This is a genomic window from Glutamicibacter sp. NPDC127525, assembly GCF_042672105.1.
Classification (GTDB): Bacteria; Actinomycetota; Actinomycetes; order Actinomycetales; family Micrococcaceae; genus Glutamicibacter.
In genome coordinates, this window is the sequence record NZ_JBHXVN010000001.1 from 1,079,909 (window position 1) to 1,097,978 (window position 18,070).

An 18,070-nucleotide genomic window follows, 5' to 3' on the forward strand; every position below is an offset into this window, starting at 1 on the left:
CAAGGCCGCCAGGATCGCACTGAGCATAAATAATCCTTAGTCTCGACGCGACATGTGTGAGGTGAATCTCAGCCTAGTGTTGCCCCGGTTATGATTGTGGCTACGCACTGATCCACTCGCATAACCCGAAAGTAGGTTCTGATCCTATGCGTAGTCTCAAGAAGAAGTTCGCCTCCGCTGTTGCCGTCACGTCCGTTGCATTGCTGGCGCTCACCGCCTGCGGTTCCGGTTCCCGTTCCGAAGGTGAAGCCGAAGCTGGTTCCTTCCCGCTCAACGAAGGCAAACTCACCATTTGCTCAGACATTCCTTACGAACCATTCGAATTCGTCAAGGACGGCAAGAACGTCGGCTTCGATATGGATATCGCTGCCGAGATTGCCAAGGATGCAGAACTGGATCTGAACGTCATCGACGCCAGCTTCGACTCCATTGAATCCGGCCTGTTCAGCACCCAGTGCGATATCGCGATCTCCTCGGTATCGATCACCGAAGAGCGTTCGGCCAAGATGGACTTCTCCACCCCTTATATGGATGACGATCTGGTGCTGATTTCGGCTGACGGTTCTGAAATCAAGGATCTTGAATCCGCCAAGGACAAGAAGGTCGGCGTCCAGCAGGCCACCACCGGCGAGAAGTACGCCAAGGAACAGGGCTTGAGCAACATCGTTGGCTTCGAGGATGCCGGTTTGCAAACCCAGGCACTTCTGGCTGGCCAAGTGGATGCATTGCTGGGCAACCAGTCGGTATTGGGCTACGCGATCAAGGATAAGGACGGCTTCAGCGTCGTGGCCGACTTCAAGACCGGCGAGCAGCTGGGCATTGCGGTTCCACAGGAGCAGCCAAAGACCTTGGAACTGGTCAATGGCACCCTCAAGCGGCTGGCCGATGCAGGAACCATGGAAGAACTGACTGTGAAGTGGTTCGGCGAGAAGTAATTCTCGAGGATCAACTGATTCCAAGGCAAGCGGGGGCATGGACTGCACCCACAGGTTGGCAGTCCAGCTTCCGCTTCCTTTATGAGAGGTAATCAAGCATGGCAATGACTACACGTCAGCGCGCCCGCATGAGCAAGACCATTCAAATCGCCATCTTCATCATCGCGATCATCGCACTGGTCTTGGCCGTTGATTGGAACAAGGCCATTTATGCCTTCTTCTCCTTCGACAAATTGGGACCGATGTTCCCTGGCATGATCTTGGTCGGTCTGAAGAACACGATCTTCTACACGATCATCTCCTTCGCCTTCGGCCTCATCCTGGGTCTGCTTCTGGCCCTGATGAAAATGGCGTCCTTCGCGCCCTATCGCTGGTTCGCCACTGCATTTATCGAATTCTTCCGCGGTATTCCAGCCATCCTGGTCCTATTGGCCTTCGGCTTCGGCTTGCCGCAGGCGTTCGGAACCCAGTGGCCGCAGCCGGTCAATGTCATGTGCGCCTTGGGCCTGGTCTCGGCCGCCTACATCGCTGAGACCCTGCGTGCAGGCCTGCAGGCGGTGCCAAAGGGACAGACCGAAGCTGCACGTTCGTTGGGCATGCCAGCGTGGCGTGCCATGGTCACCATCGTGATTCCGCAGGCGTTCAAGATCGTGTTGCCGCCAATGACCAACGAAATCATCTTGCTGACCAAGGACACCTCGTTGGCATTCATCCTCGGTGCGTCGATGGCCCAGTACGAAATGACCAAGTTTGGCCGTGATGGCATTTCGCAAATCGATGCCGGCATCACCCCGCTGGTTGTCGCCGGCCTATTCTACTTGGTGATCACCATCCCGCTGAGCTTGGTGGCCCGCAAGTTTGAATCCCGCGCCGCCAAGACCAAGCGATAGATAGGACTTGAAAATGTCGACTGACACCAATGAACTTTCAGTCCATGCTTCGGGCGTGGAAATCACCGGACTGCGCAAGTCCTACGGTAGCAACGAAGTGCTCAAGGGCATTGACCTGAATGTTGCTCCGGGCGAGGTTGTCTGCCTGATCGGCCCATCCGGTTCAGGCAAGTCCACTCTGCTGCGTTGCGTGAATTTGCTGGAGCAGCCAAACGGAGGAACCATTATGGTCGGTGGCTTCAATGTCACCGATCCCGATGTGAACCTGGACAAGATGCGCCAGCAAGTAGGCATGGTCTTCCAGCAGTTCAACCTCTTCCCGCACCTGACCGTGCTGGAGAACTGCACGATATCCCCTATCAAGGTGCTCAAGCGCAAGAAGGCCGACGCCCAGAAGGTCGCGTTGCGCAATCTGGAACGTGTAGGCCTGGGCGACTTCGGCGATCGCTACCCCGACCAGCTTTCCGGCGGCCAGCAGCAGCGCGTGGCCATTGCCCGAGCGCTATCCATGGAACCAACGCTGATGCTCTTCGATGAGCCAACCAGTGCATTGGATCCGGAGACCGTGGGCGAGGTCCTGTCCATTATGAAGAATCTGGCCCAAGCGGGCATGACCATGCTGGTGGTCACCCACGAGATGGCTTTCGCCAAGGAAGTTGCTGACCGCGTGTTCTTCATGGACGGTGGCGTCGTGGTGGAAGAAGGCAAGGCCGTGGATGTCATTGGCAATCCGCAGCAGCCACGTACCCAGGACTTCCTGCGTCGCGTGCTCGATCCCACGCACGTGGATATCTGAGTTCAACTGCAAAAATTCCCCTGCGTTGCCCATCGTTGCCGATGGTCGACGCAGGGGAATTTCTTTTTTCCCTACAGCTCTGGCCAGGCTAGCTGCCCGATCTGTTGATTTGATTCAAGATTCTCGGCGCGCAGGCTGCTCCGCGATGCAGGCACTTCAATCAGGCGCAGGTTCGCCGGCTGCGTTGAAGTCAAGACGGCGCTGAGCTCTTCCTTGCTTGCGGCCCTGGCGTACTGCCAGCCATAGGCTTCGGCGAGCGCAGGCAGGCTCAGCTGCTGCGGTGTGGCAAAGAACCGTTCCACCGCATTGGCGTACCGGCCTGAGGCATCCACGGCACCATGCTCCAGGGTGGAGAAGATTGCTCCTCCCCCGTCGTTGTAGACCACGATATCCACCATTGGCTGCTCTTCGCCGGGGGTCCAGGACAGCGAGCTGGCGTCATGGGCGAAGGTAATATCTCCCATCACCGCAAGCGTCCGCTTTTTGCTTCCCCGGGCCAGGCCCAGGGCGGTGGCAATGGTCCCATCGATTCCGGCAAGACCGCGGTTGGCATGCACGGTCATAGTTGGTTCGGGTGCCGGTCGGGCCGCCAGGTCGAAGTCGCGAACGATGTTGGATGAGCCCAGCAGCAGGACTTCCGGCGCGTAATCCCAAATAGCTTCGGCAACATCTACCCCGTTAATCAGCGATTCGCGGCTCAGGCGTTGCCGTACTTCCAAAGCTTGGGCATCAAGCTGCTGCCACGCTTCCAGCCACCCCTTTGCACCGGTTCCGGCGAACTCCTGCAATTCGCTCCACGAGCTGACCGGGGTCTCGCGGCGCCGTCCCGCTTCATACCAGGCCGCTGGCGCAGGCTGCCAAATCACCGATTCGATCGCTGGGTTGGCCAGGAGCTGGCCTACCGGGCGGCTCAATGTCGGACGGCCAAAGAGCACCACGCGTTCAATGCGGTCCATGCCTGCCGCGATCAGCGGACGGTAGTGGCCAATGGCGTTGGCCGAGAAGCGTGCGTTAGAAGATGGTTCGGCAAATAATGGCAGCCCCAGAGTGTGGGCGAATCGTTGCGCCTCTTCTCCGGCGCCATGCCCGGCGATGACAACGCTCCGGCGTGGCTCCAGCTGCTGGACCGGCAAGCTCGCCCTGTCCAGCTGGTCGTGTGCCTGCCACTGCCCCGGCTCAACTGCCGTCCAGCTTTGGCTCTCGATCCTCTCGTCCTGTGCAGGGGTGAGCGGATCCCGGAACTGCAGATTCAATTGGACCGGACCTGCGGCAGTGTGCTGGTCGCCGGCCAAGGCCAGTAAAGCGCGTTGGACCTCGTGTTGCGGATCGGTCCCAGCGGGGACATTGGCGGCCAGGCGAACGTGCTCGCCAAAGAGGGTTTTCTGGCGCGTGCTCTGGCTGGCACCGGTGCCGTGCAGTTCATCGGGACGGTCGGCAGAAAGGACCAGAAGTGGTGTCGCGGTGTGGTTGGCTTCCATTACTGCAGGCAGCATTTGCCCGATGGCCGAGCCGCTGGTGGCGGCGAGGGCGACCGGCCGCATGGTGCTTTGGGCGAGGCCCAGTGCCATGAAGGCCGCGGAGCGTTCGTCGATGCGCACATGGATATCCAGGATCCCCGCGGCTTCTGCCTCGGCTGCAGCATAGGCCAAGGGCGCGCTGCGCGAACCGGGAGAAATCACCAGATCCCTGATCCCGGCACTGATCAGGGCGGAGAGCACATGGCGAGCTGTAGTGATGGCGCGTTGCTCGCCAGGTTGCTGCATTCCCACGCCGCATGACTCCTTAGATTCCAAAGCTGAAGGCAATGATCCAAGTCTATGCCTTGACGTGCCGGTCAACCGACTTGGAACGGCAAAGGGCGCCGGCCGGATCCCGGAGAGGATCCTGCCGACGCCCTTGCACTGCAGGCTAATCCGACTTATTTGTCGTGACCCTTGCCTTTGTCGTGTCCCTTGCCCTTGCCGTTGCCCTTGCCCGGCTTCGCATCTTGCTTGAAGACCTGGACGACCGATGGGCGCGGGCCGTAGAACTCGCCCTTGCCGGCTCCTCCTGCGTTCTTCACGAAGTCCGGGAACAGCGAGGTAGGGCTGGCAAAACTGCCGCCTTCACCCGGGTGCTGCACCGCGACGAAGACCGAGTTGTCCTTGTCATGGATCAGCGGGCCGCAGGTCTCTGCGCCGGTTGGCACGGCCAGGAACTGCTCGACACGGCCGCGATCCTTGCCGGTCAGGGTGACCTTGTGCAGTGCATCGGAGTAGCCGATGGTGCCAGGGGCGCCGTCGGTGGAGATCCACAGGTTGCCCTTGGAATCGAATGCCAGGTTATCCGGGCAGGAAATCGGCGAGACCTTGTCCGTTGGGTAGCCGGAGAAGTAGGTCGATCCGTTCACATTTGGATCGCCGGCAACCAGCAAGATGTTCCAGGTGAACTTCGCGGCGGTGGCGTCGTTGCCGGCTTCAGTGATTTCCAGAACGTGGCCGTCGCGGTTGCGTACCCGTGGGCTGACCTCGGTTGCGCCTTCCTTGCCGTCCTTGCCGCGGTCGGTGTTGTTGGTCAGTGCCACGTAGACCTTGCCGGATACCGGGCTCGGCTCAACGTCTTCGGGACGGTCCAGCTTGGTGGCGCCGACCTTGTCAGCTGCTTGGCGGGTGTAGACCAGCACCTCGTCGACGCCCATGCCCTCCACCTTGGATTCGCCGTTCTTCACCAGTGGCAGCCAGGTTCCCATGCCGTCGAAAGCACCATCAGACGGAACTGCGCCGCTGCCGTCGATCTCGCTTGCTGGAGAGTTGCCGGCGAACTTGGCAACGTACAGGTCGCCTTCGGAGAGCAAGCCCATATTGTGCTTGCGATCGTGCTTGGAGAAAGTGTTTTTCGAGACGAACTTGTACAGGTACTCGAAGCGCGAGTCATCGCCGGAGTAGGCAACAACCTTGCCGTTCTTGGCAATGCGAACGTTGGCGCCCTCGTGCTTGAAACGGCCCAGGTTGGTGTGCTTGACCGGGGTGGACGAAGGGTCCTGCGGATCGATTTCGACTACCCAGCCGAAACGGTTGGCTTCGTTTTCGAAGCCTTCGTTGTGCAGGCCGAAGCGCGGGTCGCTTTCTTCCCAGCCACGGCCGGTCGCGGCGGTGCCAATGCCGTAGCGGGATTCCTCGGCGGTGCCCTTGCCGCGGAAATACTGGTCGAAGTTTTCTTCACCGGAGAGTACGGTGCCCCATGGGGTGGTGCCTCCGGCGCAGTTGTTCAAGGTGCCAAGAACCTTGGTACCGGTTGGATCTGCGGCGGTCTTGAGCAGGTCGCTGCCTGCGGCTGGGCCATCGACCCGGAATTCAGTACTGGCGGTGATGCGGCGGTTGCGTTCGCCGCCCTGCACGTAGCTCCACTTCTTGTCATTCTTCTTGCGCTTGACCTCGACCACGGAGAAGCCATGCGCGTTCATCGCGATCTTGCGGGCTTCTTCCTGGTTCGCTTCGAACCAAGCCGAGTCGAACATCATGTCTTCATTGGTGTATTCGTGGTTGGCAACCAGCACGCCGGTGCGTCCCGAGTACTTGTCGACAATGATGTCCAGGTAGTCGCAGTTGTAGCCGAACTGCTCAGCCTGCTTGCGGGCGGACTGCTTGGAAGCATCGAATTCCGCGGTGTTCTTGAAGAGCGGGTCGCCCCAGCGGATGATGGCATTCCAGTCATAGCCCTCGGGAACGGAAACAGTATCCACCGAACGCGACACCGGCTCAATGGCATCGAATGAAAGGTGCCCGCCCTTACCCGGCTTCATTGGCACCAGTGGTGCCGCGGTAGCGTCGGCTGCACCGAAAAGCTGCGGGCCGATGACCAGCGCTGAAGCACCGACGGCTCCCAGGCCCAGCATGCTGCGGCGGGAGAGCGATTTGTCGGCAATGTCCTTGAAGTAGCCGTTGGACGAAGTGTTGCAATCTGGCTTGGTGCAGGCGTCGGCGCACTTGAAGTGGCAAGTAGCTGCAGAACGACCGCCGCGGGTGTGGCCCAGCATTGGCAAAAGGGTACGGGTTGGATTCATGATCCGCTCACTTCCTCAGTATGTGGCTCATTGTCAGGGGAATGACTCGAACTGAGGTTTTCACTTGGAAGTGTTCTAAATGCAACGCAAAGGTTAACGCCGGGGAAATAGATTCTTGCCTGGGGTTATCCCCTAGTCAGCTCGGCATAACAGGACTCCAGGCGTTGCAGCCACCAGCGCACGCGCGCCTCTTGCGGACGCAAGCCATCCAATTTCTGGTGATCCGGCTCAATGCGACGCACCGGCAAGTACCCAGCGGTGGCCAGCAACGGCTCGGCACATACGTCTTCGGCGAACAAGGTGCCCGTCGCAAGGCCGCAGGCATAGGGCAGTTCTGGCAGCGCGCTGGCTAAGGCGGCGGCTTGGGCCAGCCCTACCGAAGTATCCAGGGCGCTGGACACGACAACATCCAGTTCGGCTTGCTTGGCAATTTGCAGCACCGCACCGATGCCGCCCAGCGGTTGGGCCTTGATGACCATCAGATCTGCTGCGCCCAACCGCGAGACTTCCAAGGGGTCGGTGTGCTTCCGCACCGCTTCATCAGCGGCGATCTTCAAGGGGTTGCCGGCGTTGCGCAGTTGCTCGCGGACTTCTGCCAGCCCGGTAATGCCAGGCACTGGTTGCTCCGCGTATTGCAGGTCGTACTCGCTCAGGGCCTTCAAGGCCGGGACCGCCTGGGCAATATCCCATCCCATATTCGCGTCCACGCGCAGCGCTGCTTGCGGGTAGAGCCGACGGGCCTCAGCTACACGCGCCAGGTCCTGCTCGATCCCCTGGCCTTTTTCTGCCACTTTGATCTTGATGGTGTGCGGCGCGTCATAGCGTTCGAGAACCGCTCCGACATCTTTTACCGCAACTGCAGGCAAGGTGGCGTTGACCGGAATGCTGGTGCGCAACGGTTCCGGGAACGGCTGGTAAGCGGCCTCGATTCCGGCGGCTAGCCACCGTGAGGCTTCGGCCGGTCCGTACTCGGTAAATGCGGAGAACTCGCCCCAACCTTCCGGCCCGTTGATCAGCAGCGCTTCACGCTGGGTGACACCACGGAATTTCACACGCATCGGCAACCGGACAACATGGGAATTTGCCAGCAGATCTTCAAGGGGCGGAAGTTCAACACTCATGCTCTAAGCCTATCGAGGGTGGGCATAGTTACATGCCTGAACTGTGCCGTTCCCCGTGCCGGATATGACACCCTAGAGATATGCCTCGCAATCCAGCATCCGCGCGCCCGCACCATATCAGGTGGTGGTGGGCTCTGCTGTTGCTGATTTCGCTGTTCTGCCTCGAATACGTATTTTTCGTCCAGCAGCGTGTGGGGCAATGGGCCGATCAGGCTGGATTCATAGCGTGGTCGCAATGGTGGCCCCGGACGGACCTGATTAATCCGATCCGTGAATTCCTGAATCTCTTGCCGGCAATCTGCGGCATCATTGCGGCAGTTTTCCTGCTGTATCGCGTGATTCGAGACCGGCGCTTCCTGCGGGCCATCGTGGCGGTCATCGCGGCCGCAGCCGCAGCGGGCAGCACGCAATTGCTCAAGCACGAGATCTTGTCCCGCCCGGATTTCAACTTCGGCACCACAGGAAATTCTTTTCCCTCAGGACACACCACCGCCGCTGCCGCCGCAATGGGACTGATGTACCTGGTTTCACCACCGAAACTGCGTCCGGTAGTCCAGCCGATCGCGTGGTTGTTCGCGACGGTGACCGGGGTGGCCACTTTGATCTGCGGTTGGCACCGTCCAAGTGACATTGCAGCTGGTTTCGTGGTGGCCGGATTCTGGATGGTCTTGGCCTCGGTCGTGCTCCAGCGCATCCAGCCGCTGAGCCATGAACTGCCAAAGGGCACCTGGTCGAGGAAAGTTGGGGCCGGCAGCCTGGTTGTCTGGGCTGCGGTAATCGGGCTCTCGTTCCTCCTGCCGCACCCGCATATCCAGAAGATCCCGGAGTTCCTGCAATTGGTCTACGCGGCATTGGGGATCATCCATGTCGTGGCCGCTTCGCTGGTATCCGGCTTGGTGCTGCGCTCGGTGGTTATCGGGCCCATGCGCACCTTCAATAAGTAGGGCGCAGGCCCAGAAACGTTATTCGCTACTGTTTCCCGCAGGCCATACGGGCATTGAGCAGGTCTGCGGCTTGCTGCGATTCCGGGATGGTCACGGCGAAACGCTTCTTGTTCTTGAGTTCGAAAACGAGGCCTTCGTGTTCTTTCATCACGATGGCCGAACCGCCTGGAATGATTCGCCAGCCCCAGCCTCCCCACATCATGGGAACGATCTTTTCGCTGGTCGCAGATTCAATTTCGTCGATTTTGATGGTTCGCATCGGGAACCCCAAGACCGCTGATGATACCCGGAAGCGATCACCGCTGATCGATACCCGAATCCAGATCAAACCCAGAATCGACACGCACGCCACGGCCGACAGGGTCATGGCAACGATGAAGCCCACCCAGTCGCCATCTTGGCTGTCACCGGTCAGCAGCGGCAACGCAACAGCAATGAAAAGCGCCGCGAACACCACCAGGCATAGCAGCCACATCCACCACGGTGCTGCCATCGTTTGATTGAATTCTTGCCGTGCCATGACTGGTGTCCCCGCCGCAACAGGCCGCTGGATGCCCTGCGCTGCATCACTTCGTGCCTGGCGGGCCTCAACGGATTGCCTGGTGTATTGCTGGTAGATGCCGCTGACCCACAGTGGCGCAATGCCCAGCAGCGAGCAGGCAATCAGCACAGCCATCATGCCGCCCAGCACTGCGGTTTCAGATGTCTCGGCGAGCGCTGTAGGCACCGCCGAGCCGACGAATACGCCAGCTGCACTCCAGGAGAGCAACCCGCCGGCGAAGAGCAGCACCATGAGCAGTGCCGGTTTGCGGCGCAGCGCCAAGGAAATCACTCCGGTGATGGCACCAAGAATGCATAGCCCGATGCAGACGGGAACAAACACCGCGGTGCGGGTAAACTCGTCCGGATAGGTCGAACTCCAGTGAGTGGCGGTCATTTCCGGCAGTTTGCCGGCGAGCAGGGCGTAGGCGCCCAGCACAATGGCCGTCGGTAGCAGGAGCAGCAGGTAGATGAATGGCCGGTTCTTGATTCCGGTCCCCGCTGTTGACATCTCAATCCCCTGTTCCTGCTGCCTAGCCCGCGTCATAAGCGGCTGGAAAGCAACCCAACATATTTCCATCATAGAAATAATAATTGGTTCAATTCTAGCAACCTATATTTGACATGCTGATAAATGATCGAACATAGATGAAATATCAGCAAAAAGGGTGATGCCCGTCAATCCTCGTGAGGTTCGACGGGCATCAAGATCACTCTTGAGAGCGAGCACTGCGCACAGTAGGCGCTAGAGCGAAGCCAGCGCAGTCTTTGGATCCGTCATCGCGTCGGCAACATAGCGCATGAAGCCGGCAGCGGTTCCGCCATCGCAGACCCGGTGGTCAAAGCTCAGTGTCATCTCGCAGATGGATCGGACCTTGATCTTGCCATTGACCACCCACGGCTTCTCGATGATGCGCCCCAGCCCCAGAATGGCCGCTTCCGGGTAGTTGATGATGGCCGCGGAGCCATCAACATTGAACACGCCGTAGTTATTGATGGTGAAGGTGCTGCCGGACAGGTCGGCGACACCGGCCTTGCCCTCGCGGGCCACCGTAGCCAGTCGAGCGAACTCGGCTGACAGTTCCTTGGCGTTCAGCTTGTGGGCGTTGCGCACATTTGGCACAACCAGGCCGCGATCGGTCTGGGCTGCGAACCCGAGGTTCACGCCCTCGAAGAGGGTATGGCGCAAGCCCCCATCAGCTTCAGCCTCAATGCGGCTGTTCAGTTCAGGGAAGCGCCGCAAGCCGGCCACCGCGAAACGGGAGATCAGTGCCATGACGCTTGGAGCTTGGCCTTCGGCTTCCTTGATCTTCGATCGCAGCTTCAGCAGCTTGGTGACATCGACATCCACCCACACGGTAGCCTCGGGGATCTCGCGGCGCGAAGTGCTCATCGCGGTGGCGATGGTCTTGCGCACGCCCGAGAGCACCTGGGAAGATGCGACCGGCAGGCCGGTCTTCGAATCCGCCTCGCCAGCCTGGGCTGGTGCAGCGGGCACCGCGGCTGCGGAAGCCGGGGTCGGTGCTGCCGGGGCAGCGGCCGCCGCAGCTGCAGGCAGCCCCGCATCAGCCGACAAGGCGGCTTCCACGTCGGTGCGCAGAATCAGCCCCTCTGGACCAGAGCCTCGAACCGTTCTGATATCCAAGGCGTTATCCCGCGCCAGTTTGCGTACCAGCGGGTTGATCACGCGGGCCGCTTCGGCCGGTGCCTGTGCCGCTGGCGCGGCTACCCCGCCGCGCGGCTTGCGCCGACGGCTGGTCTTGCGCTGGGCAGAGGAAGTGCCGTAGCCAATGAGCACGTTGCCGCTACCCTCATCGGCTTCTGCTGATTCTTCGGCAGGTACCTGGGTGCCAGCACGCTCTTCCTCGCGGTAGGACTGCGCACGTTCGGCTTCAGGCACTTCAGCTTCTTCGCCGCCGGTGTTCACGGAGATGAAAGGCTCATCCACCAGCATCATCTGGCCGGCGTCCCCATGCAGGGTCGAGACTACGCCTTCAAACGGGCAAGGGATCTCCACCAGCGACTTCGCGGTTTCCACCTCCGCTATGGGCTGGTCAACTGCGACAACGTCACCGGCGGCAACCATCCAGCGCACCAGCTCGGCTTCGGTCAGGCCTTCGCCAAGGTCTGGCAAGAGAAAAGTCTTGATGCTCATTTACGCCTCCCACTGAAGCTGGTCAACCGCGTCGAGAATGCGTTCGGCGCTTGGAAGATGGAACTTTTCCAGCGTTGGGGCCGGGTATGGAATGTCGAATCCGGTCACGCGAAGCACTGGAGCGGCCAACGAGTGGAAGCAGCGCTCCTGCACCCGGGCCACGATTTCACTGGCTACCGAGGCGAAGCCCTGGGCTTCGGCAACCACGATAGCGCGTCCGGTCTTGCGCACCGATGCGCAGACGGTCTCGTCATCGAAGGGCACAATGCTCCGGATGTCGAGAACTTCCAGGCTGATGCCTTCCTCGGCTGCCAACTTGGCAGCTTCCAATGCGGTGGAAACGCTTGGACCATAGGTAATCAGCGTGGCATCGCTGCCCGGACGGGCGATGCGCGCCTGGCCCTCGGTCCTAGCGCTCTTCTTGGCCTCGTACTGCTCGGCCAGCTGCGCCAAGTCCACCTGCTCCTTGGACCAGTACAGCTTCTTCGGCTCGAAGAAGACCACCGGATCATCCGAATCGATGGCTTCGCGCAGCATCAGGTAGGCATCCTCTACGCACGAGGGCGTGAAGACCTTCAGCCCTGGAGTGTGGGCGTAGTAGGCTTCCGAGGAATCGCAGTGGTGCTCCACGCCGCCCACGCCGCCGGCGTACGGAATGCGGATGACCATCGGCAGGTTCAGCTTGCCCTGGGTTCGGTTGCGCATCTTGGCGACATGCGAAGCGATCTGCTCGAACGCCGGGTAGGCGAATGCATCGAACTGCATCTCGATAACCGGGCGCATGCCGTTGATGGCCATGCCCACGGCCATGCCGACAATGCCGGATTCGGCCAGCGGGGTGTCAAAGCAGCGTTCGGAACCAAAGCGTGCGGTCAGCCCATCGGTGATGCGGAAAACGCCGCCAAGGGTTCCCACATCCTCGCCGAAGATCACTACCGAGTTGTCGGCAACCAGCGAATCAGCCAGGGCGGTATTCAGCGCCTTGCCGAAGGTCACCGGCTGGTGCTCATTGGCGGCCTTGGCTGCGGCTCGTGCGGTGGCAGCGCTGACGTTCGGGTTCAAGCGCGAAGTAGTGGCAGTCATCCTAGGCCTCCTCACGGTCTAGTTCGTCGACGAGCATGGCTTGCTGTTCAGCCAGCTGCGGGGTCTTGGCCGAGTACACGTGCTCGAACAGCTCACGTGGATCGGTGTTGGCTTCCTGGTTCATGCCATCACGCAGGGTCTTGGCGACCGACTCGGCGTCTGCGGTGATCTTGGCGACGGTGCTATCGGTCAAGAGCCCGGCATCGTCCAGGTACGCCTTCATGCGGGTCACCGGATCCTTGGCGATCCATTCCTGGACTTCGGAGTCCTCGCGGTAGCGCTTGTCGTCATCTGCGTTGGTGTGCGCCTGCATGCGGTAGGTGTGGGCCTCGATCAGCAGCGGGCCATTGCCTTCGCGGGCCATGCGCACCGCACGGGTCATGATTGCCATCAAGGCCATCAGGTCATTGCCATCCACGCGCTCGCCGGCCATGCCGTAGCCAACAGCCTTGTGGGCCAGGGACGGGGCGGCACTTTGCTGCGAGAGCGGAACCGAGATGGCGTACTTGTTGTTTTGCACGAAGAAGATCACCGGAAGGTTGAAGACCGCGGCGAAGTTCAGCGCTTCGTGGAAGTCGCCCTCGCTGGTGGCGCCATCGCCGCACATGGCCACCACTACGGTGTCTTCGCCGCGCAGCTTGGCAGCGTGGGCGACACCCACTGCGTGCAGCAGCTGGGTCGTGAGCGGGGTGGACATCGGTGCGCAGTTATACGCCTTCGGGTCATAGCCGCAGTGCCATTCGCCGCGGAAGCTGGTCATGACTTCCATCGGGGCTACGCCCTTGGTCAGCACCGCTACCGTGTCGCGGTAGGTTGGGAAAAGCCAGTCGTTCTCGCCCAGGCACAGGGCTGCTGCGATTTGGCAGGCTTCCTGCCCGTGGCTGGAGGGGTAGACAGCCATGCGGCCCTGGCGGACCAGTGCGGAGTTCTGGTCGTTGACGCGGCGGCCGGTGACCAGAGCCGCATAGGCTTCCAGCAGCCGGGCCGGGCTTGGCAGCGGGTACTCGTGGCCAGGTTCAGTGCCCTGCTGGTCCTCTGGGCGCAGGGTTCCGTCCGGGTTCAACAGGTTGATCATGTGGCGTGCTGGCAGCATGTAGTCTTCGGGGGTAATCCCGAATTTCTTGCTGACATCAGAGATGCGATCTGCATGCGCTTCAGTGCTCATGTTCTCCCACCTTTCGTGGTTCTGGCTCGGTCCATGAGCACAACTGCTTGTGACTCACTTCACCTAAGCATCATTTGCAATCAATTATGGGTATGCGTGGCATTCTGTATCCAGTCCGGCGTGGAATCGTGGAAAGTTGTGATTGGTATCCTTATACTCGTAGACGAAAAGTTTCGATAGATTGTGTTTGGAACAGAGACGTCCGACACGTCAACAAGGAGTACCAATGGCCGCGGAAGCGGAGTTAAAACTCGATGATGTCGACCATGCGATCCTCGCTGAGCTAACCAGCGACGGGCGCCAGTCGGTCACCACCGTGGCACAAAAGGTGCATGTATCGCGTGCCCACGCCTATTCCCGTATCGCAAAGCTCCAAGATGCCGGGGTGATCACTCGTTATACGGCGGTGATTGATCCGGTGAAGGCAGGACTCAAGGCCAGCGCCTACGTGACCTTGAAACTCCGCCAGCATTCCTGGCGCGAACTGCGCGATCACTTGGCGTCCATTCCCGAGGTGCATCATGTGGGCCTGGTCGGAGGCAATTTCGATGTGATCCTGCTGGTGCGAGCCAAGGACAATCTGGATCTGCGCCGCGTGGTCTTCGAGCAATTGCAGTCTTTGCCAACGGTCCTGGATACGCAGACCCTGCTGATCTTCGAAGACACCGACACCCGATAGGCAGTGATTCACCAGAAGATACGAGAAGAGCACCTGGATACCATTTCCAGGTGCTCTTCTCGTGTCTGCTGGGAAACTACTTCTGGCCGGTGAACACCGGCTTGCGCTTCTCCTGGAAGGACTTGAAACCTTCGGCGTAGTCAGCGGTGTTGCACAGGGCTGCCTGCGCCCGGTTCTCGGTACGCATCGATTCCCACAGTCCCGCACGCTGGTCACGGATTTCCTTGACCAGCTGCTTGGAAGCGATGAATGCCTGAGTTGCACCCTGGGCTACCTTGGCAATGATTTCTTCGCTGCGCTCCACCAGTTCCCCGGGCGCGAACGCACGCGAGAACAATCCCGAACGCACCGCTTCAGCACCGGAGATCAGTTCGGCGGTGTAGATCAGATCCAGCGTGCGGTGTGCCCCGAGACGCTCGGTGAACAGCCAGTGCCCGCCCGAGTCCAAGGTGGCACCGAGGTTCGCGAACGGCGAGCCGATCTTGGCGTTCTCTGCCACGTAGACTACGTCGGTAGCGATCGCCAGCCCCAATCCCACGCCCAGGCAGGCACCCTGCACCAGCGCGAAGGTTGGCGCAGGGAAGCTGGACATCTTTTCCAGCAGCGGCTGGACCTTGCCGTCAAGATAGCCGATCACGTCATCGTCCGCAGGATCTACCCCGGAGATGTCGCGACCTGCGCAGAATCCGCGTCCCTCGCCGGTCAGTACCAGCGCGCGCACGGTGCCCGCAGCCACGGCGGCGGCCGCTTTGTCATAGGCTTCCGAGAGCTGCGCCAAGGCAGCTTCATCCAGCGAGTTCATCTTCTGTGGAGCGTTGAGCACCACCCGCGCGATGGAATCTTCAATCGTCAGTTCGATCATGGATCCGTCCTGGCCTTTCTAGGCGTCGAAGTCGACGCTCAGCTTTTCGCTGGTTGGGTGCGACTGGCAGGTCAGTACGTAGCCGGCTTCGACTTCGTCGGGTTCCAGCGCGTAGTTCTCGGCCATGGTGACCGTACCGCAGGTGACCTTGGCACGGCAGGTGCCGCACACGCCGCCAGCGCAAGCGAACGGCACATCCGGACGCACGCGCAAGGCAGCGTTCAGCACGGTTTCGTTGGCCCGCACCGGCGACTTGACCTCGCCCTTCAGGCCGTCGAGGTTGAAGCTGATCTCGTAGCTTTCCTCATTCTCGTCCGCCACCACGGGACGGCCGATATGCCCTTGCGGCTTCGTCGGCTCGCCGGTGGTGAATAGCTCGAAACGGACCTTCTCGGCGGGAACGTCCAAGCTGGCCAGCTGGTCGCGGACCAACTGGACGAGCTCGAATGGGCCGCAAAGGAACCACTCGTCAACATTCGGTGCCTGGACCACGCTGGTCAGCAGCGTGGTGAGCTTCTCGGCGTCGATGCGGCCCGAAAGCAACGGCGAAATGCGCTGTTCGCGGCTGAGCACGTGGTGCAGTGCCAGCCGGGATGTGTAGCGGTCCTTCAGGTCGGCCAGTTCCTCCAGGAACATGACGTCCATGGCGGCCTTGTTCGCGTAGATCAGGTCGAAGCGGGTGTGCTCATTGGCTTCGAGGATCGTGCGGGCAATGGCCAGCACCGGGGTAATGCCCGAGCCGGCGGCGACGGCCACGAAACGGTCCTGCGCTTTGGTGTCGATGGTCGACGGGTTATTGATCTGGGTGAGCTTGTGCTTGGAGATGAAAGCGCCGGCAGGGCTCATCACATCGATCTGGTCCCCTGCGGCCAGGGACTCGTTGGCCCAGGTGGAGAACAGGCCGCCCAGGTCGCGCTTGATCGCCACCTTGATCTCGTCGCCCGTCGGGGCGGCGCAGATCGAGTACGAACGGCGCAGTTCGACCAGCTCGCCTTCGGCGTTGGGGATTTCCTTGCGCAACGCCACGTACTGGCCTGCGACGTAGTCGTATTCCTCGCTCAAGTCGCCAGGGATGGCGAAGCTGACTTCAATTGAGTCCTTGGTCAACCGGCGCACGTTCGAGACGGTGAGCCGATGGAAGGATGCCCGGCGTCGGGTGGGAGTGGTTTTTTCGGTCATGAGAGCACCTTGAAGTAGTCGAAGGGTTCCAAGCAGTCTTTGCAGGTGTAGAGCGCCTTGCAGGAAGTCGAGGCGAAGCGGGCCAACTCCCGGGTGTTCAGCGAGTGGCACCGCGGGCATTTCACGCTCATGCCCAGGGTGACGCGGCCTGCGTGGCCCTGGCCGGTCGGTGGGGCAATCCCGTACTCTTCAAGCTTGGCCTTGCCTTCCGCGGTCATCCAGTCCGTTGACCACGCCGGGCTCAGTACCAGCTTGACGTCAACCTTTTCATATCCGGCGTCTGCGAAAGCGGTGTACAGGTCGCCATTGATGGCATCCATCGCCGGGCAACCTGAATAGGTCGGGGTGATGACTACCTGCACGGTTCCGTCCTCGGCCATGTCCACCTCGCGCAGGATTCCCAGGTCCGCGATGGATAGCACCGGAATTTCCGGGTCGGTCACCTGGGAGGCGATAGCGAACAGGTCCTTGGCGCCAGCGATCGTCTTGCTCAAGACTGCTTCCCCCTTTTCGGGCAAAAATGTTGCGTAGTTACCAGCTGGCACCGGGATGCTTGCGGGCGAGAACTTGCATCTCTGCCAGCAGGTAGCCCAGGTGCTCCGAATGCTCGCCGCGGCGTCCGTAGGCCATGGCCTGTCCGGTTGCAGGAATCTCCAGTCCGGCGTCGGCCAGTACCGCAGTGATTTCTTCATCCCATGCACCGCGCAGGGTGGAGGGCAGCGCGGCGATGCCCGCAAGGTCCTGGTGGACTTCCTCATCGCGGAACATCTCATCGACGTACGGCCAGAGGATTTCCAGGGCATGGCGCATCCTGGACGCTGATTCCTCGGTCCCCAGGCCCAGGCGGATGGTCCACTGGATGGCGTGGTCGCGGTGGTAGTCGACTTCCTTGACTGCCTTGGCCGAGATGGCGGCCAGGGTTTCGTCCTTGGACTGCGCCAGCTGCTTGTAGAGCAGGTTCTGGAAGATCGAAACGATCAGCTGGCGGATGATGGTCACGCCGAAGTGGCCGTTAGGCTGTTCGACAATCCACAGCGAAGTGAATTCTTCTTCCTCGCGCCAGTAGGCCAATTCGTCTTCGGTCTTGTCCCAGGCCAGTCCGGCGTAGGTCAGGAACGAGCGGGCGTGGCCCAGGATATCCAGGGCGATATTGCCCAGGGCAACATCTTCTTCCAGTTCCGGAGCCCGGGAAATCCAGTGCGACATGCGCTGCGCCAGGATCAGGGCATCGTCGCCCAGGGTCAGCGCGTAGCGCGCAACCTCTTCGCTTGGCTTGACGCCGTCCACGGCGATGTCCTCCGGACGCAGGGCATTGCCCGGGGTGACGCGGGTGGCCGAGGCCAGCGCGTCGCCGAAGCTATCGAGCGCTTCGTCGAGTTCTTCGTGCTTCACAGGTGCTTCACTCCCTCGCTGGCCTTGTAATAGGTCGCGTGGCGGTAGTCCTTGCCCTGCGGGGATTCGAAGAAGGAATCCTTTTCACCGGGGTCGGAGCTGATGATGTCCGAGGACTTTACGACCCATAGCGAGACGCCTTCATTGCGGCGGGTGTACAGATCGCGGGCGTTGCGCAGTGCCATCTGCTGATCCGGTGCATGCAGGGATCCGGCGTGGACGTGCGAGAGTCCCCGGGACGAACGGACGAATACTTCCCACAGGGGCCAATTGCTCTGTTGGCTCAT

General features: G+C 60.8%; 17 protein-coding genes. 5 read left to right on the forward strand and 12 right to left on the reverse strand.

Annotation, left to right across the window (positions count from 1 at the left end; all coding sequences use genetic code 11):
* The first annotated feature begins 146 nt into the window (after positions 1 to 146).
* The 3 genes from ACFVHU_RS05085 to ACFVHU_RS05095 all read left to right on the forward strand — a co-directional run bounded on the left by ACFVHU_RS05085 (position 147) and on the right by ACFVHU_RS05095 (position 2,621).
* On the forward strand, positions 147 to 935 hold the full coding sequence (locus ACFVHU_RS05085) for a transporter substrate-binding domain-containing protein (protein WP_388022810.1): 789 nt from the start codon (positions 147 to 149) through the stop codon (positions 933 to 935).
* Positions 936 to 1,033: 98 nt separating this feature from the next.
* A complete protein-coding gene (locus ACFVHU_RS05090) occupies positions 1,034 to 1,825 on the forward strand; it encodes an amino acid ABC transporter permease (protein WP_105656910.1) in 792 nt (263 codons plus the stop codon).
* 13 nt (positions 1,826 to 1,838) lie between these two features.
* Entirely contained in the window at positions 1,839 to 2,621 is a 783-nt protein-coding gene (locus tag ACFVHU_RS05095) for an amino acid ABC transporter ATP-binding protein (protein WP_133833593.1), read from the forward strand.
* 71 nt (positions 2,622 to 2,692) lie between these two features.
* Here ACFVHU_RS05095 and menD read toward each other — a convergent pair whose 3' ends face one another.
* The 3 genes from menD to ACFVHU_RS05110 form a co-directional block, all read right to left on the reverse strand.
* Entirely contained in the window at positions 2,693 to 4,384 is a 1,692-nt protein-coding gene (gene menD, locus ACFVHU_RS05100) for a 2-succinyl-5-enolpyruvyl-6-hydroxy-3-cyclohexene-1-carboxylic-acid synthase (RefSeq protein ID WP_388022975.1), read from the reverse strand.
* Positions 4,385 to 4,539: 155 nt separating this feature from the next.
* Positions 4,540 to 6,663 carry a PhoX family protein gene (locus tag ACFVHU_RS05105; protein ID WP_388022814.1) on the reverse strand — a complete coding sequence of 708 codons (2,124 nt, stop codon included), beginning with the start codon at positions 6,661 to 6,663 and terminating at the stop codon, positions 4,540 to 4,542.
* Between the two features lie 125 nt (positions 6,664 to 6,788).
* On the reverse strand, positions 6,789 to 7,784 hold the full coding sequence (locus tag ACFVHU_RS05110) for an o-succinylbenzoate synthase (RefSeq protein ID WP_332489063.1): 996 nt from the start codon (positions 7,782 to 7,784) through the stop codon (positions 6,789 to 6,791).
* A gap of 80 nt (positions 7,785 to 7,864) precedes the next feature.
* Between ACFVHU_RS05110 and ACFVHU_RS05115 the strand changes: the two genes are divergently transcribed.
* Positions 7,865 to 8,728 carry a phosphatase PAP2 family protein gene (locus ACFVHU_RS05115; protein ID WP_105656915.1) on the forward strand — a complete coding sequence of 288 codons (864 nt, stop codon included), beginning with the start codon at positions 7,865 to 7,867 and terminating at the stop codon, positions 8,726 to 8,728.
* 25 nt (positions 8,729 to 8,753) lie between these two features.
* Here the strand turns inward: ACFVHU_RS05115 and ACFVHU_RS05120 are convergent, their stop codons facing one another.
* The 4 genes from ACFVHU_RS05120 to pdhA all read right to left on the reverse strand — a co-directional run bounded on the left by ACFVHU_RS05120 (position 8,754) and on the right by pdhA (position 13,671).
* Positions 8,754 to 9,779: a hypothetical protein gene (locus tag ACFVHU_RS05120; RefSeq protein WP_388022819.1), complete on the reverse strand. Its 1,026-nt coding sequence runs from the start codon at positions 9,777 to 9,779 to the stop codon at positions 8,754 to 8,756.
* A 234-nt stretch (positions 9,780 to 10,013) separates the two neighbouring features.
* Positions 10,014 to 11,423 (reverse strand): dihydrolipoamide acetyltransferase family protein, encoded by a 1,410-nt coding sequence (locus ACFVHU_RS05125; RefSeq protein WP_388022821.1) that lies wholly within the window; start codon positions 11,421 to 11,423, stop codon positions 10,014 to 10,016.
* The gene (locus ACFVHU_RS05130; RefSeq protein ID WP_105656918.1) at positions 11,424 to 12,506 is read right to left on the reverse strand and encodes an alpha-ketoacid dehydrogenase subunit beta; all 1,083 of its coding nucleotides are present in this window, start codon (positions 12,504 to 12,506) and stop codon (positions 11,424 to 11,426) included. It lies immediately after the preceding gene.
* Between the two features lies 1 nt (position 12,507).
* The gene (gene pdhA, locus ACFVHU_RS05135) at positions 12,508 to 13,671 is read right to left on the reverse strand and encodes a pyruvate dehydrogenase (acetyl-transferring) E1 component subunit alpha (protein WP_105656919.1); all 1,164 of its coding nucleotides are present in this window, start codon (positions 13,669 to 13,671) and stop codon (positions 12,508 to 12,510) included.
* Positions 13,672 to 13,897: 226 nt separating this feature from the next.
* On the opposite strand from pdhA, the gene ACFVHU_RS05140 reads away from it, so the two are divergent.
* Positions 13,898 to 14,350, forward strand: a complete 453-nt coding sequence (locus ACFVHU_RS05140) for an Lrp/AsnC family transcriptional regulator (protein ID WP_013349765.1) — start codon at positions 13,898 to 13,900, stop codon at positions 14,348 to 14,350.
* A 76-nt stretch (positions 14,351 to 14,426) separates the two neighbouring features.
* Here the strand turns inward: ACFVHU_RS05140 and ACFVHU_RS05145 are convergent, their stop codons facing one another.
* Genes ACFVHU_RS05145 through paaB form a run of 5 tightly spaced genes read right to left on the reverse strand, consistent with a single transcriptional unit; the run spans position 14,427 to position 18,070 of the window.
* Positions 14,427 to 15,212: an enoyl-CoA hydratase/isomerase family protein gene (locus ACFVHU_RS05145; RefSeq protein ID WP_388022825.1), complete on the reverse strand. Its 786-nt coding sequence runs from the start codon at positions 15,210 to 15,212 to the stop codon at positions 14,427 to 14,429.
* Positions 15,213 to 15,230: 18 nt separating this feature from the next.
* A complete protein-coding gene (paaE, locus tag ACFVHU_RS05150; RefSeq protein ID WP_105656922.1) occupies positions 15,231 to 16,391 on the reverse strand; it encodes a 1,2-phenylacetyl-CoA epoxidase subunit PaaE in 1,161 nt (386 codons plus the stop codon).
* On the reverse strand, positions 16,388 to 16,885 hold the full coding sequence (paaD, locus tag ACFVHU_RS05155) for a 1,2-phenylacetyl-CoA epoxidase subunit PaaD (RefSeq protein WP_332489069.1): 498 nt from the start codon (positions 16,883 to 16,885) through the stop codon (positions 16,388 to 16,390). The genes paaE and paaD overlap by 4 nt, the downstream gene beginning before the upstream one ends.
* A gap of 37 nt (positions 16,886 to 16,922) precedes the next feature.
* The gene (gene paaC, locus ACFVHU_RS05160) at positions 16,923 to 17,783 is read right to left on the reverse strand and encodes a 1,2-phenylacetyl-CoA epoxidase subunit PaaC (protein ID WP_388022829.1); all 861 of its coding nucleotides are present in this window, start codon (positions 17,781 to 17,783) and stop codon (positions 16,923 to 16,925) included.
* A complete protein-coding gene (gene paaB / locus ACFVHU_RS05165) occupies positions 17,780 to 18,070 on the reverse strand; it encodes a 1,2-phenylacetyl-CoA epoxidase subunit PaaB (protein WP_105656924.1) in 291 nt (96 codons plus the stop codon). The genes paaC and paaB overlap by 4 nt, the downstream gene beginning before the upstream one ends.